The organism is Streptomyces sp. 2P-4, assembly GCF_030167965.1.
GTDB lineage: Bacteria > Actinomycetota > Actinomycetes > Streptomycetales > Streptomycetaceae > Streptomyces > Streptomyces globosus_A.
Genome location: NZ_CP095011.1, coordinates 686,963 through 703,843 on the forward strand (window position 1 = coordinate 686,963; position 16,881 = coordinate 703,843).

Annotated in this window: 1 protein-coding gene; it reads right to left on the minus strand. The window is 76.2% G+C overall.

Annotated features, from left to right (window positions below):
• Positions 1-72: 72 nt before the first annotated feature.
• A complete protein-coding gene (locus tag MUK52_RS03000) occupies positions 73-16,818 on the minus strand; it encodes a type I polyketide synthase (protein ID WP_502963616.1) in 16,746 nt (5,581 codons plus the stop codon).
• Positions 16,819-16,881: the final 63 nt, after the last annotated feature.

Sequence of the window (16,881 nt, forward strand, 5' to 3'; positions counted from 1 at the left end):
TCGCAGTCGGGAAAGGGTGGTACGCGTGGTGCGGTGATCGGCCGGCCCGGTGCGGCCGGCCGGCCGGCTCGGTCAGGCGAGGCCGAGTTCCTTGTCGATCAGGTCGAAGATCTCGTCGTCCGTCGAGGCCGCTTCCAGGTCGGCGTCGGCACCGGTGCCGTCGGCGTCCCCGCCGGTGCCCTCGGCGGTGTGGTCGACGGTGTCGTCGAGCTTCCATTGCAGTGCCTTGAGGCGGGCGGTCAGGCGGGCGCGGCTGTCCGCGTCGAGTGCGGAGGCCGCGCCGGCCGTCAGGGCCCGCTCCAGCTCGTCGAGGCCCGGCAGGAGGGAGCCGTCCGGCTCCGTGCCGTCGGCGGATGCCAGTTGTGCGCGCAGGTGCCGGGCGAGGGCCAGCGGGGTCGGGTGGTCGAATACCGCTGTCGTCGGCAGCCGCAGGCCGGTCTCGGCGTTGAGGCGGTTGCGCAGTTCCACGGCCGTGAGGGAGCTCATGCCCAGGTCGAGGAAGCCGCGTTCGGCGTCGATCGAGGCGGGCGAGCCGTGGCCGAGGACGGTGGCGGCGTGCCCTGCGATCAGTTGCAGCAGCAGCTCTTCGCGCTTGGCCTCGCCGAGTCCGGCCAGCCGCTCCGTGAAGCCGCCGTCGTGCCGGGTCCCGTCCGCCGGGGCGGTGGCTCCGGGCGTGCTCGCGGACCTCCGTACGACGGCCGGTACGGGGGTGAGCGCGCGGAGCAGTGCCGGGGCACGGCCGGCGGCCGACCAGGCCCGCGGGTCGAGGCGTACGGGGACCAGGAGGGCGCGGTCGAGGGCCGCGGCGGCGTCGAGCAGGCCGAGTCCTTGGCCTGCCGAGAGCGGCAGCATTCCTGAGCGCGCGAAACGGGCGACATCCACGGGGTCCAGCCTGGACGTCATTTCACTGGAATCTCCCCAGTATCCCCACGCGAGGGAGACCGCGGTGAGCCCCTCGGCCCGGCGCCGGTGGGCGAGGGCGTCGAGGAAGGAGTTGGCGGCGGCGTAGTTGGCCTGGGCCGGGCCGCCGATGACTCCGGCGAAGGAGGAGAAGAAGACGAAGGCGGACAGTTTGGTGTCGCGGGTCAGCTCGTGCAGGTGCCAGGCGGCTTCCGCCTTCGGGCGCCATACGTGGTCCAGGTCCTCGGCCGTGAGGTTCTCCAGGAGCCCGTCCCGGAGGACGCCTGCCGCGTGGACCACCGCGGTGAGCGGGTGTTCGGCCGGGATCGCGGCGAGCACCCCGGCGAGGGCGTCGCGGTCGGCCGCGTCGCAGGCGGCGATGGTGACGGTCGCACCCAGGCGGGTGAGTTCGTCGCGGAGTTCCGCCGCGCCCGGTGCGTCGGGGCCGCGGCGGCCGGTGAGCAGCAGGTGCCGCACGCCGTGTCCGGTGACCAGGTGGCGTGCGACGTGCGCGCCGAGGGTTCCGGTGCCGCCGGTGATGAGGACGGTGCCGTCGCCGTGCGCGTCCCACTCCAGGGCGGGGAGGCCCGAGGGGTCCTGCGGGGGTGCGGCGTGCCGGAGCCTGGGTACGGTCACCGTGCCGGCGTGCAGGGCGAGGTGGGCTTCGTCGGCGGCCGCGGCGGCCGCGACGGCCGCCGGCAGTGCGCGCTCGGAAGCCGGATCGCCGTCGGTGTCGACCAGCAGGAACCGGCCGGGGTGTTCGGCCTGCGCGGACCGGATGAGGCCGTGGACGGCGGCGTCGGTGAGCGCGGCGCCGGCGCCCGCGGTGACGAGGACCAGCCGGGAGTCCGCGCAGCGCGGATCGGCCAACCAGGTCTGGGCGAGGTGCAGCATCTCCCGTACCGGTGTGCTGTCGGCGGGGTCCGCCGGGGCTGCGAGGTCGCCGGCCGCGGGCAGCCGCAGCAGCACCGTGTCGGCGAAGGCGTCCGCGTGTTCCGTGCCGAGGGCCTCCAGCAGGGCGGGCAGGCCGGTGAAGGAGGCGGTGCCGGTGGCCGGTTCGGCGAGGGCTTCGGCGGCCGGGGCCCAGTCCGGTTCCGTCCAGGCGGTTTCGAACAGGGCCTGGGGGTGCCGGGCCGCGGCCGCGGGTGCGCCGGTGGTGACGGCGCCCGCCGTGAGGACGGGAGCGCCCGTGGCGTCGGCCGCGGTCAGGGACAGGGCGCCGTCCCGGGTACGGGTGATCCGTACGCGCAGGTGGGCGGCACCGCTGGCCGTGAGGTTCACCGCGTGCCAGGTGGTCGGCAGCTCGGCTCGCCCGGACCGGCCCGCGGCCATGGCCAGCACGGTCTGGAGCAGGGCCGGATGGATCCGGAAGGCGGACGCGGCCTGGTGCTGCTCCTGGGGCAGGGCCACTTCGGCGAGGGTGCCGCCGTCGGGGGCCGTCCAGAGTGCGCGGACGGTGCGGTGGAGCGGTCCGGGGTCGTAGCCGCCCTCGGCGAGGACGGCGTACAGCTCCTCGGTGTCGGCCGGGCGGGCGCCGTGCGGCGGCCAGTCCGTCGTGTCGAACGGCTCGCCGGCCGGTAGGGCCGCCCGGGAGAGCGTGCCGGTGGCGTGGCGGGTCCAGTCCTCGTCGGCTCCGGTCCGGGCGTGGACGGCCAGCCGGCGGGTGCCCGCCTCGGCGGCTGCCACGGTCAGCTGGACTTCCGCCGTGCCGTCCTCGGGGACGGCCAGCGGGACCAGTTCGGTGAGGTCCTCGACCACCGCGCAGCCGGCCTCGTCGGCGGCCCGGACCGCCCAGTCGAGCAGGGCGGTCGCGGGGACGACGGCGGAGCCGTGCACGGTGTGGTCGGCCAGCCACGGGTGCGTGGCGGCTCCGATCCGGCCGGTGAGGACGAGGGATCCGTCCCCGTCGGCGAGGCGGACGACGCCGTCGAGGCCGGAGGGGTCCGCCGGGCCGGCGGCCGCGGCGGCCGGGGCCGCATCGAGCCAGTACCGGCTGCGCTGGAAGGCGTATGTGGGCAGGTCGGCCGCCCGGCGGCCGCCCAGGACGCCGCTCCAGTCGACGCGTACGCCGTGGACGTGCGCCTCGGCGAGCGAGGCCAGCATCCGCTCCGGTCCGCCGTCCTGGCGGCGCAGCGAGCCGAGGGTCCGCGCGTCCGCCCCGGCAGCGGCGACGGTGTCCTCGATGGCGGCGGTCAGCACCGGGTGCGGGCTGGACTCGACGAAGACGTCGTGGCCCTGGGCGAGGAGGGTGCGCAGGGCGTCCTCGAGGCGGACGGTGCGGCGCAGGTTCTCGTACCAGTACGAGGCGTCCAGCGCGGTGTCGGCTCCGATCCACTCTCCGGTGAGGGTGGAGAGGAAGGGGATGCGGGGTTCGCCGGTCTCGATGCCGGCGAGGTCGGCGAGGACGGTCTCGCGGATGCGTTCGACCTGCGCCGAGTGGGAGGCGTAGTCGACGGGGATCTTCCTGGCGCGTACGCCGTCCCGGGTGCAGGCGTCGACGAGCGCGTCGAGGGCGTCCGGCTCGCCGGAGACCACGACGGAGCCGGGCCCGTTGACCGCGGCGACGGAGATCCGCTCTCCCCAGGCCGTGAGGCGGGCGAGGACGTCCTCGTGGGACGCGGCGACGGAGACCATGCCGCCGTGGCCGGAGAGGTGGGCGGCGATGGCGCGGCTGCGCAGGGCGACCACGCGGGCGCCGTCCTCCAGGGAGAGGGCGCCGGCCACGCAGGCGGCGGCGATCTCGCCCTGGGAGTGGCCGACGACCGCGGCCGGGCGGACGCCGTGCGCCTGCCAGACCTCGGCGAGCGCGACCATGACCGCCCAGAGGGCGGGCTGGGCCACGTCGACGCGGTCCAGCGGCGGGGCGCCCGGCTCCTCGCGCAGTACGGCGGTCAGGGACCAGTCCGCGTACGGGGCGAGGGCCTGCTCGCAGGCGGCGATGCGCGTGGCGAACTCCGGCGAGGAGTCGAGGAGTCCGGCGCCCATGCCGGCCCACTGGGAGCCCTGGCCGGGGAAGACCAGGACGGTCCTGCGGTCGCGGCCGGAGGTGTGCCGGCCCTGGACGAGTCCGGCAGCGGGGGTGCCGTCGGCGAGCCCGGCCAGTGCGCTCCGCAGGGTTGCGGGGTCGGCCGCGGTGACGACCGCGCGGTGTTCGAGGACGGCCCGCCGGGTGGCGAGGGAGGCGGCAAGGTCGAGCGGTGTGCTGCGCCTTCCGGCGGGGGTGTCCAGGTGGGCGAGGAGGGCGGCGGCCTGCGCGCGCAGCGCGGGTGCGCTCCGCGCGGACAGCAGCCAGGGCAGGGGCCGGGCGGCGGCTTCGGCCGGGGCGGCCGGGCCGGCAGCGGCGGCCGCGGCGGGTTCCGGCGTGCCGGGCACCGCGGCCGGGGCGGCCTGGGGCTCGGCGCCGGCCGGCGCCGTCGTCCCGGGCTCACCGGCCCCGCCGGAGGCGGCGGCCGGGCTGCTTGCCGCGTCGGGGCCCTGTTCCAGGATCACGTGTGCGTTGGTGCCGCTGATGCCGAAGGAGGAGACTCCGGCCCGGCGCGGGCGGTCGTCCGAGGCCGGCCAGGCGGCCGCCTCGTCCAGGAGGCGTACGGCGCCGGCCGGCCAGTCCACGTGCGGGGTCGGCTCGTCGGCGTGCAGCGACTTCGGCAGCGTGCCGTGGCGCATGGCGAGCACCATCTTCATCACACCGGCGACACCGGCCGCGGCCTGGGTGTGCCCGAGGTTGGACTTGACGGAGCCCAGCCGCAGCGGCCGGTCCGCGTCCCGTTCCTGGCCGTAGGTGGCGAGCAGGGCCTGGGCCTCGATCGGGTCGCCGAGCCGGGTGCCGGTGCCGTGGGCCTCGACCGCGTCGACGTCGGCGCCGGTCAGGCCGGCGTTGGCCAGGGCCTGGCGGATGACCCGCTGCTGGGAGGGGCCGTTGGGGGCGGACAGGCCGTTGGAGGCGCCGTCCTGGTTGACGGCCGAGCCGCGGACGACGGCCAGCACCTGGCGGCCGGCCCGTACGGCGTCCGAAAGGCGTTCGAGGACGAGCAGGCCGGCGCCTTCGGAGAAGCCGGTGCCGTCGGCGCCGGCCGAGAAGGGCTTGCAGCGGCCGTTGGCGGCCAGCCCGCGCTGCCGCGAGAAGTCCACGATGACCGCCGGGGAGGACATGACGGTCACACCGCCCGCCAGGGCGAGCGAGCACTCACCGGCCCGCAGCGCCTGGGCGGCCATGTGCAGGGCCACCAGGGAGGAGGAGCAGGCGGTGTCGACGGTGACGGCCGGGCCCTCCAGGCCGAGGGCGTAGGAGACGCGGCCGGATACGACGCTGACGGCGTTGCCGGTGTTGACGTATCCGGCGAGCGCCTCGGGGACGTCGGCTCCGCGGGACATGTAGTCGCTGGAGGACAGACCGGCGAAGACGCCGGTGCGGCTGCCGCGCAGGGACCTGGGGTCGATGCCGGCCCGCTCCGCCGCCTCCCACGCGGTTTCCAGCAGCAGGCGCTGCTGCGGGTCCATGACGGTGGCCTCGTTGGGGCTGATGCCGAAGAAGTCGGCGTCGAACTCGGCGGCGTCGTGCAGGAACCCGCCTTCGAGGGTGCGGGAGGCGTCCGGGTGGTCGGGGACGGAGTCGTAGAGGTGCTCCAGGTCCCAGCCCCGGTCCGTGGGGAAGCCGCCGATGGCGTCGGTGCCGTCGGCCAGCAGGGTCCACAGGTCCTCGGGCGAGCGGACGCCGCCCGGGTAGCGGCAGGCCATGCCGACGATGACGACCGGGTCCTCGTCCGGGGCGGCGGTCAGCGGTGCGGTGGCCGCTTCGGCCGTGGGTGCGGTGTCCGCCAGCAGGCCGCCGAGGTGCTCTGCGAGCGCGACGGGCGTCGGGTGGTCGAAGACGAGGGTGGCGGGCAGCCGCAGCCCGGCCGCGGTGCCCAGCCGGTTGCGCAGCTCGACGGCGGTCAGCGAGTCGAAGCCGAGGTCGCGGAAGGCCTTCCCGGCGTGGATCAGGCCGGCGTCCGCGTGGCCGAGCACGGCGACCGCGTACGTGGTGACCAGCTCGACCAGTGCGGTCTGCCGTTCGGCGGCGGGCAGTGCGGCCAGCCGGTGCCGCAGGCCTCCGCCCGGGACGGCGGTGCCCGGTCCGGCCTCGGCGGCGCGCCGGGCGGCCGTGCCCCGGAACAGGGTCCGCAGGATCGGCGGCAGGGCCTCGGGGGCGCGGCGGCGCAGGACGGCGCTGTCCAGGCGCAGCGGTACGAGAAGCGGCCGGCGGGCGGCGAGCGCCGCGTCGAACAGGGTGAGCCCGTCGCGGGTGGCGAGCGGCAGCGCGCCGGTGGAGCGGGCGCGGCTGCGGTCGCCCTCGTCGAGGTGTCCGGTCATCCCGCTCGCCTGGGCCCACAGGCCCCAGGCGAGGGAGGTGGCGGGCAGGCCGGCGGTCTGGCGGTGGCGGGCGAGTCCGTCCAGGAAGGTGTTGGCGGCGGCGTAGTTGCCCTGTCCGGCGTTGCCGAAGGTTCCGGCCGCCGAGGAGAACAGCACGAAGCCGGCGAGGTCCAGGTGCCGGGTCAGTTCGTGGAGGTTCCAGGCCGCGTCCGCCTTGGGGCGCAGGACGGTCGCCAGCCGCTCGGGGGTGAGCGAGGTGACCACGCCGTCGTCGAGCACGCCGGCGGCGTGGACGACGGCGGTCAGCGGGTGGTCGGCGCCGACGGAGGCGAGCAGCGCGGCGAGCGCCGCCCGGTCGGCGGTGTCGCAGGCGGCGAGGGTGACCTCGGCGCCCAGCTCGGCCAGTTCGGAGCGGAGTTCGGCGGCGCCGGGGCTGTCGGGGCCGCGGCGGCCGGCGAGCAGCAGGTGCCGCATGCCGTGTGCGGTGACGAGGTGGCGGGCGAGTGCGCGGCCGAGTTCGCCGGTGCCGCCGGTGATGAGGACGGTGCCGTCGGGGTTCCACGGGCGGGGCACGGTGAGGACCACCTTGCCGGTGTGGCGGGCCTGGGAGACGTACCGGAAGGCGTCGGGGGCGTGGGCGAGGTCCCAGGCGGTGACCGGGAGCGGGCGCAGGGCGCCCTGTTCGAAGAGGGCGACGAGTTCGGTGAGCATCTCGCCGATCCGCTCGGGGCCTGCTTCGGCCAGGTCGAACGCGCGGTAGAAGGCGCCGTCGTGGTCGCGGGCGACGTCGGCGGCGTCGCGGATGTCGGTCTTGCCCATCTCGACGAGCCGGCCGCCGGGTGCCAGGAGGCGCAGTGAGGCGTCGACGTACTCGCCGGCGAGGGAGTTGAGGACCACGTCCACTCCGCGGCCGCCGCTCGCCGCGCGGAAGGCCTCCTCGAAGTCGAGGGTGCGGGAGGAGGCGAGGCGGTCGGCGGGCAGGCCGTCGGCCGCGGCCCGCAGCAGGCGCTGCTTGGGCTCGCTCGCGGTGCCGTAGACCTCGGCGCCCCACAGCCGGGCGAGCTGGGTGGCGGCCATGCCGACGCCGCCGGCGGCGGCGTGGACGAGGACGGTTTCGCCCTCGGTGAGGCCTGCGAGGTCGCGCAGCGCGTAGTACGCGGTGAGGAACACGACGGGCGCGGCGGCGGCCTGGGCGAAGGTCCAGCCGGCCGGCATCCGGGTGACGACGCGGCCGTCGGCGACGGCGAGGGGGCCGAAGCCGCCCACGACCATGCCGAAGACGCGGTCGCCGACGTTCAGGCCGGTGACGTCGGGGGCCGTCTCGACGACGACGCCGGCGGCCTCGGAGCCGAGGAACTCGGCGCCTCCGGGGTACATGCCGAGGGCGTTGAGGACGTCGCGGAAGTTGAGTCCGGCGGCCCGGACCTCGATCCGGACCTGCCCGGGTGCCAGCGGCGCGGACGCCTGCGGGGCGGGCAGCAGGGCCAGGTGGTCGAGGCTGCCCTTCTCGGGGATGTCCAGCCGCCAGGCGGCCGTGCCGTCGGGCGCGGTGAGTGCGCCCGAGGCGTGGGTGCGGGCCAGGCGGGGTGCGTAGGCGGCGCCCTGGCGCAGCGCCAGCTGCGGCTCGCCGGTGGCGGCGACCGCCTGGGGCAGGGCCCGCCAGGAGGCGGGGTCGTCGTCGAGGTCGGCGAGGACGATCCGGCCGGGGTTCTCGGTCTGGGCCGAACGCAGCAGGCCCCACAGGGCCGAGCCGGGCAGGTCGGTGACGTCACCGCCGGGGTCGGGGGTGACGGCGCCCCGGGTGGCGACGACCAGCCGGGTCGTGTCGAACCGTTCGTCGGCGAGCCAGTCCTGGAGGGTGGCGAGCACCGTTTCCAGGACGGCGGCGGCCCGTGCGGCGGGATCGGCCGCGTGGCCCGCGGCGGCTTCGGCGGTGAGCAGCAGCGCGTCCGGGATGCCCGTCGCGGGCAGCGCGGCCGCCAGGTCGGCCAGGCTGTCCCAGCGGGCCAGGGCCGCGCCGCCCTCGGTGAGGGCGGCGGCCTGCCCGGTCTCGGAGCCGAGGAGCGCCCAGCGGGCGGCCCCGGCCGGGCCGGTCTGCGCCGTGGAGGGCGCGGAGGCCGCCTGCAGCGGGGTCCAGTCCAGGTGGAACAGGGCGTCGCGGACCGTACGGGAGTCCGCGTCGGCGGCGCCGAGCGCGGCGGCCTCGATCGGCCGTACCGCCAGCGCTTCGATGGTGGCGACCGGGCGGCCCAGCGGGTCGGCCATCAGGACCGACACCGCGCCCGGCCCGGCGGGGCTCAGCCGGACCCGCAGGGCGGTCGCGCCGGTGGCGTGGAGGGTGACCCCGGTCCAGGAGAAGGGCAGGCCGGTGCTGCCCTCGGCGTTGCTGAGCGGGCCGAGTCCGGCCGCGTGGAGCGCGGCGTCCAGCAGGGCGGGGTGGATGCCGAAGCGGGCGGCGTCCGCCTGGGCCGCCTCGGGCAGGGCGGCTTCCGCGTACACGTCCGCGTCGAGCCGCCAGGCCGCCCGCAGGCCCTGGAACACCGGGCCGTACGCGTAGCCCTCGCTGCGCAGCGACGCGTAGAGGCCGTCGGTCTCCGGGGCGGGCTCGGCCCCGCGCGGGGGCCAGGCGGCGAACACCTCGCCGGCGGGTTCCGCGCCGGGCGCGCCGAGCGTGCCGTCGGCGTGGTGGGTCCACTCCGCTTCCGGCTCACCGTCGGGGCGGGTGTGGACGGTGACGGTCCGCAGCCCGGAGGGGTCGGCGGCGCCGACCGCGATCTGCACCTGGATGCCGCCGTGTTCGGGCAGCAGGACGGGCGCGTGCAGGGTCAGCTCCTCGATCCGGCCGCAGCCGAGCTCGTCACCGGCCCTGACGGCCACCTCGACGAGTGCGGCGCCGGGCACGATGACGGTGCCGCCGACCATGTGGTCGGCGAGCCACGGGTGGCTGAGCAGCGACCAGCGGGCGGTGGCGACGAGTTCGTCGCCGATGGCGAGCGGCAGCGCGGCTCCGAGGAGCGGGTGGTCGAAGGAGCCGAGTCCGGCCGAGGCGACGTCCCCGGCACCGCCGGTGGCCGGGCGCGGCCAGTAGCGGCGGTGCTGGAAGGCGTACGTGGGCAGGGGCGCCGGGGTACCGGGGCGCGGGGTCCCGGCGGTCTCGAAGAAGGCGTCCCAGTCGATGCGGGCGCCGTGGTTGCGGGCGTCGGCGAGGGACAGCACGAACCGGGCGGGGCCGCCCTCGTCGCGGCGCAGGGTGCCGGTGGCGGCCGCGGCGGAGTCGGCGGCCTCGATGGTCTCCTGGACTCCGGTCGTGACGACGGGGTGCGGGCTGACCTCGATGAACACGCGGTGGCCCGCGTCGAGCAGGGCACGGGTGGCCTGCTCGAACTCGACGGTTCCGCGCAGGTTCGCGTACCAGTAGGCGGCGTCGAGCAGGGTCGTGTCGACGGGGGCGCCCGTGACGGTGGAGTAGAGGGGGATGCGCGCAGCGCGGGGTGCGACGGGCGCGAGGACGGTGCGCAGCTCCGCCTCGATGCGGGCCACCTGCGCGGAGTGCGAGGCGTAGTCGACGGGGATCCGCTTGGCGCGGATGCCGTCCCGGTCGCAGGCGTCGAGGAGGGCGTCCAGGGCTTCGGGCTCGCCGGAGACCACGACGGAGGAGGGGCCGTTGACGGCGGCGAGGGAGAGCCGCTCGCCCCAGGGGGCCAGCAGCGCGCGGACCTCGTCGGCGGGCCGGGCCACGGAGACCATGCCGCCCTGCCCGGACAGGGCGGTCAGCGCCCGGCTGCGCAGGGCGACGACACGGGCGGCGTCGTCCAGGGTGAGGGCGCCGGCCACGCAGGCGGCGGCGATCTCGCCCTGGGAGTGGCCGACGACCGCGGCCGGGCGGACGCCGTGCGCCTGCCACAGCTCGGCGAGGGACACCATCACGGCGAACAGCACGGGCTGCACCACGTCGACGCGGTCGAGGCCGGGTGCGCCTTCGGCTCCGCGCAGCACGTCCATGAGGGACCAGTCGGTGTACGCGTCGAGGGCTGCGGCGCACTCCGCCATGCGGGCGGCGAACACCGGTGCGGTGTCGAGGAGTTCGAGCGCCATGTCGGGCCACTGGGAGCCCTGCCCGGGGAAGACGAAGACGGTGTCGCCGTCGCTGTCGGCGACGCCTTCGAGGACGGCGGGCGATGCCTGGCCGCGGCCCTCGGCGAGGGCGTCCAGGCCGGCGAGCAGGGCGGCGGCGTGGTCCGCGACGACGGTGGCGCGGTGTTCCATGGTGGTGCGGGTGGTCGCCAGCGCGTGCGCGACGGCGGCCGGCTCGGTGGCGGCCCCCGCGCCCCGCAGGTGCGCGGCCAGCCGTGCGGCCTGCGCGGCCAGCGCCTGCGGGGACTTGGCGGACAGTACGTAAGGCAGGGTGGGGGACGGCTGCGGACGGGCGGCCTCGCCGGAGATCGCGGCTTCGGCCGCGGCGTCGGCGGCGGCCGCTGTGGCGGTGCCCCCTCCCTCCGGCGCCGTGGCGGCGGCGGGCGGCAGCGGGTCGGCGGCTTCCAGGATGACGTGGGCGTTGGTGCCGCTGATGCCGAAGGAGGAGACGCCCGCCCGGTGCGGGCGGCCCGCGGCGGGCCAGGCGGTGGGGGCGGCGAGGAGTTCGACCGCGCCCGCCGACCAGTCCACGTGCGGGGACGGCTCGTCGATGTGCAGGGACTGCGGCAGCAGGCCGTTGCGCAGGGCCAGGATCATCTTGATGACCCCGGCGACGCCGGCGGCGGCCTGGGTGTGGCCGATGTTGGACTTGACGGAGCCGAGGAGCAGCGGCCGGTCCGCCGGGCGCCCCTGCCCGTACGTGGCGAGCAGTGCCTGTGCCTCGATCGGGTCGCCGAGGCGGGTGCCGGTGCCGTGTGCCTCGACCGCGTCGACCTCGTCGGCGCCGAGTCCGGCGTCGGCGAGGGCCTGGCGGATGACGCGCTGCTGGGAGGGGCCGTTGGGGGCGGACAGCCCGTTGGAGGCACCGTCCTGGTTGACGGCGGAGCCGCGTAGCACGGCGAGGACGGTGTGGCCGTTGCGGCGGGCGTCGGAGAGGCGCTCCACCAGCAGCAGGCCCACTCCTTCGGCCCAGCCGGTGCCGTCGGCGGCTCCCGCGAAGGGCTTGCAGCGGCCGTCGGGGGCGAGGCCGCGCTGCCGGGAGAACTCGACGAACACCTGCGGGGTGGACATGACGGTGACGCCGCCGGCGAGGGCGAGGGTGCATTCGCCGCGGCGCAGTGCCTGCGCGGCCAGGTGGAGGGAGACCAGCGAGGAGGAGCAGGCGGTGTCGACGGTGACGGCCGGGCCCTCGAAGCCGAAGGCGTACGACACGCGGCCGGAGACCACGCTGGCCGCGTTGCCGGTCATCAGGTGCCCGGTGACGTCGTCCGGGGCGGTGCCGAGGACCTGCTGGTAGTCCTGGAAGTTGGAGCCGACGAACACACCGGTCGCGGTTCCGCGCAGGGTGTCGGGGGCGATGCCGGCCCGCTCGACGGTCTCCCACGCAGTCTCCAGCAGGAGCCGCTGCTGCGGGTCCATGGCGAGGGCCTCGCGGGGCGAGATCCCGAAGAAGTCGGCGTCGAAGCCGGCCAGGCCGGTGAGGAAGCCGCCTTCGCGGACGTAGCTGGTGCCGTGGTGTTCCGGGTCCGGGTCGTAGAGGCCTTCGGTGTCCCATCCCCGGTCGGTGGGCAGGTCCGAGATGCCGTCGCCGCCCCGGGCGAGCAGCTCCCAGAACTCCTCCGGTGAGCCGATGCCGCCGGGGAAGCGGCAGGCCATGCCCACGACGGCGATGGGTTCGTCGGCCTCCGCCCGCACGGCGACGGCGGCGTCGGCCGCGACGGCGGTGTGCCCGTCCAGCAGCTCGGCGCGCAGGTGCGCGGCCACGGCGGCCGTGGTCGGGTGGTCGAAGAGGAGCGTGGCGGGCAGGGGTACACCCGTGACCGCGGTGAGCCGGTTGCGCAGCTCCACGGCCGTCAGGGAGTCGAAGCCGAGTTCGCGGAACGCCCGGTTGGCGTCGACGGTGCCCGCGGAGGCGTGCCCGAGGACGCGGGCGATCTCCTCGCGGAGCAGGTCGGTCAGGGCGCGTTCCTGTTCGGCGGGCGTCGCCAGGCCGAGCAGGCGCTCACGCAGCGGCGAGGTCTTCCCGCCGTCCTTCTCCGCGATCCGCTCCGGCCCGCGGCGCACCTCCGGCAGGTCGCCGATGAGCGGGCTGGGCCGCGCGGCCGTCAGGGCCGGGGCGAGGGTGTCCCAGTCGATGTCGGCGACGGTCACGCAGGCCGCGCCGCGGGCCAGGGCCTGTCGGAGGGCGGCGAGGGCGAGTTCGGGATCCATCGGGACGATGCCGCTGCGGCGGATCCGGTCGGCGAGGGCGTCACTGCCGACGGCCATGCCGGCGTCGGCCCACGAGCCCCAGGCCACGGAGGTGGCGGGCAGCCCGGCGGCGCGGCGCTGTTCGGCGAGGGCGTCGAGGTAGGCGTTGGCGGCGGCGTAGTTGCCCTGTCCGGCGTTGCCGAGCACACCGGAGATGGAGGAGAACAGCACGAACATCGACAGCTGCGACCCGCCCTGCGGGTCACGGGTGAGTTCGTCCAGCAGCCGGGCGGATTCCGCCTTGGCGCGCAGTACGGTCTCGAAGCGCTCGCCGGTCAGCGCGTCCAGCACACCGTCGTCGAGGACACCGGCGGCGTGCACGACACCGCTCAGCGGGAGCTCGGCGGGGAGGTCCGCGAGGAGGGCGGTGAGCGCGTCGCGGTCGGCGGTGTCGCAGGCCGCGACGGTGACGCGGACGCCCGATGCCTCCAGCTCGGCGGCCAGTTCGGCCGCACCGTCGGCCGCCGGGCCCCGCCGGCTGGTCAGCAGCAGGTGCTCGGCGCCGGCTCCGGCCAGCCAGCGGGCGACGCGGCCGCCCAGGGCGCCCGTACCGCCGGTGACGAGGACGGTGCCGCGCGGGGCGGTCCACGACTCCGTGTCGTGGGCGGGCACGACGCGGGCGAGGCGCCGCACGTACGTGCCGGAGGGCCGTACGGCGATCTGGTCCTCGGCCGTGCCCGCGCCCAGCACGCCGGCGACCCGGGCCGCGAGGTCGTGGCCGCCGAGGGCCGCGGGGAGGTCGATCAGCCCGCCCCAGCGCTGCGGGTACTCCAGCGCCGCGACCCGGCCCAGCCCCCAGGTCTGGGCCTGGACGGGCGCGGCGGGCGGCTGCGCCGCGTCGACGGACACGGCGCCGCGGGTCAGGCACCACAGGCGCGCCCCCGCTCCGGACGCCTCCAGGGCACGCAGCAGGTCGACGGTGGCGGGGAGTCCCCGCGGGACCGCCGGGTGGGCGGGGTGCGGGCGCTCGTCGAACGGGAGGAACGACAGGACGCCGGACACCGGTCCGGTGGCGGTGGCGTCGGCCAGGGCCGTACGGACCGACTCCGCGAGGGAGTCGGCACCTGCGGCGGCGGGCACGACGAGGCGCTCGACGCGCGCGCCGAGACCGGTGAGGGCGGAGAGCAGCGCGGCGAGTGCCTCGTCGTCCGCCGAGTGGTCGGGGACGACGGCCAGCCAGCCGGAGCCGGAGCGCAGCGCGGTCGCGGAACCGTGGGGGGCCGCGGTCCAGGTGGTCCGATAGGCCCAGGCGTCGGTGGCGGCCCGGGTGCGACGGTGGGCGCGCCAGGTTCCGAGGACGGGGAGCAGGTCGTCGAGCGACGCCTGGACGGGAGCCCCCTCGATGCCGAGTACGGCAGAGGCGGCGTCGAGGTCACCGCGTTCGACGGCCTCCCAGAAGGCGGTCTCCACCGCGTCGGCGGGGGTCGCGGAACTGCCGCCGCGCAGCAGGTCCGTTGCGCTGTTCGGGAGCCAGTAGTGCTGGTGCTGGAAGGCGTAGGTGGGCAGCTCCACCGGACGGGCGTCGGTGCCGGCGTAGAACGCGGACCAGTCGACCTCGGCGCCGTGGACGTGGAGCCGGGCGAGCGCGCGGACGAGCGAGGTCTCCTCGTCCCTGCCCTTGCGCAGGGCGGGTACCAGGGCGGCGCCGCCACCGCCGGCGGTGTCGGAGGCCAGGGCGGACAGCACGCCGTCCGGGCCGAGTTCCAGGTAGGTGGTCACGCCCAGGTCGGCGAGGGTACGGATGCCGGCGCCGAAGCGGACCGCTTCGCGGACGTGGCGCACCCAGTAGTCCGGGGTGCACAGTTCGCGGGTGGAGGCGAGCTGTCCGGTGAGGTTGGAGACGAGCGGGATGGCGGGTATGCCGAAGGACAGGCCTGCGACCACCGTGCGGAACCCGTCCAGCATGGGGTCCATCAGCGGCGAGTGGAAGGCGTGCGAGACCCGCAGACGGGTCGTCTTGCGGCCCAGCCCCTCGAAGTGGGCTCGGACGGCGTCGACCGCGTCCTCGGCACCCGAGACGACCACGGCCGAGGGACCGTTGACCGCCGCAATCGACACCGACTCGCCCAGCAGCGGCAGGACCTCGTCCTCCGTCGCGGTGACCGCCAGCATCGCACCGCCTTCCGGCAGCGCCTGCATCAGCCGGCCCCGCGCCGACACCAGCGCACAGGCGTCAGCGAGCGAGAACACCCCCGCCACGTGCGCCGCGGCCACCTCGCCGATCGAGTGACCGGCCACGAAGTCGGGCGTGACACCCCACGACTCGACCAGCCGGAACAACGCCACCTCGACCGCGAACAGCGCGGCCTGGGCGTACATGGTCTGGTTCAGCGCCTCCGCGTCCTCACCCCAGACCACCTCCCGCACCGGAACATCCAGCTCCGCACACACCGCGTCAAAAGCCTGAGCGAACACGGGAAAGCGCGCATACAGCTCCCGGCCCATGCCGAGCCGCTGCGAGCCCTGACCGGTGAACAGCACGGACAGGGGCCCCTTGGCCGCGAGTGCGGTCGTGCCCTCGCCGTCGGCGAGTGCGTCGAGGCCGCTCAGCAGGTCTGCGCGGTCCCCGCCCACGACAGCGGCCCGGTGTTCCAGCGCGGCGCGGGTGGTGGCGAGCGAGAAGGCGATGTCGGCCGTGCTCGTCTCCGCGTGGCCGCGTACGTGTGCGGCAAGCCGTGCCGCCTGCGCGCGCAGCGCCTCGGCGGTCTTCGCCGAGAGCACCCACGGCAGCACGCCGGAGGCGTCGGTCCCGCCGCCCGTTGCGGCCGGCGGCGCGGTCGCCGGCTGTTCGAGGACCACGTGGGCGTTGGTGCCGCTGACGCCGAACGAGGAGACGGCCGCCCGTCGCGGCCGGTCCTCGTGCGCCGGCCAGGCGGCCTCCTCGGTGAGCAGCCGTACGCTGCCTGCCGTCCAGTCGACGTGCGGGGACGGCTCGTCCAGGTGCAGGGTCGCGGGGAGGGTGCCGTGCCGCATGGCGAGCACGGTCTTGATGACGCCGGCGACACCCGCCGCGGCCTGGGTGTGGCCGATGTTGGACTTCATCGAGCCGAGGAGCAGCGGCCGGTCCGCCGGGCGCCCCTGGCCGTACGTGGCGAGCAGGGCGGTGGCCTCGATGGGGTCGCCGAGCCGGGTTCCGGTGCCGTGCGCCTCGACCGTGTCCACGTCGGTGGCGGCGAGTCCGGCGTCGGCGAGCGCCCGCCGGATGACGCGCTGCTGGGAGGGGCCGTTGGGGGCGGTCAGGCCGTTGCTGGCGCCGTCCTGGTTGACGGCGGAGCCGCGTACGACGGCCAGGACCGGGTGCCCGGCCCGCAGCGCGTCGGACAGCCGCTCGACCAGGATGACGCCGGCGCCCTCGCTCCACGCGGTGCCGTCGGCGGCGGCCGAGAACGGCTTGCAGCGGCCGTCGGCGGCCAGGCCGCGCTGGCGGCCGAACTCCGCGAACATCTGCGGGGTGGACATGACGGTGACACCGCCGGCCAGGGCGAGGGCGCACTCGCCGCGCCGCAGCGACTGCACCGCCAGGTGCAGGGCGACCAGGGACGAGGAGCAGGCCGTGTCGACGGTGACGGCCGGGCCTTCCAAGCCCAGGACGTAGGAGATGCGCCCGGAGGCGACGCTCACGGTGTTGCCGGTCAGCACGTGGCCGGCGACCTCTTCGCGGATCCGTCCGGAACCGGCGGTGGCCGCGGTGTCGTAGCCGCCGTGTCCGGCGCCGATGAACACGCCGGTGTGGGTGCCGCGCAGGGCGTGGGGCGAGATGCCGGCCCGCTCGACGGCCTCCCAGGCCGTCTCGAGCATCAGCCGCTGCTGCGGGTCCATGGCGAGGGCCTCGCGCGGGGAGATGCCGAAGAAGCCGGCGTCGAAATCGCCCGCGCCGTGCAGGAAGCCGCTCTCGCGGGGGTACGCGGCGCCGTCCCCGCCCTCGGCTTCGGCGCCTCCGTAGAGGTCTTCGAGGTTCCAGCCGCGGTCGGCGGGGAAGGCGGAGACGGCGTCGACTCCGCCGCGGACCAGCTCCCAGAGCTGCTCGGGTGTGTCGGCGCCGCCGGGGTAGCGGCAGGCCATGCCGACGATGGCGATGGGCTCCCGGCTCTTCTCCTGCACCTCTCGCAGCTGCTCGCGCGTCTCGTCAAGGTCCGCGATGGCCCGCTTCAGATAGTCGCGAAGCTTCTGCTCGTTCGACATCAGGGTGTCAACCTCTCGAGGTGAGATGCCGGGGTTTCCCGCCCAGTCTCACCAGCACCGACTGCG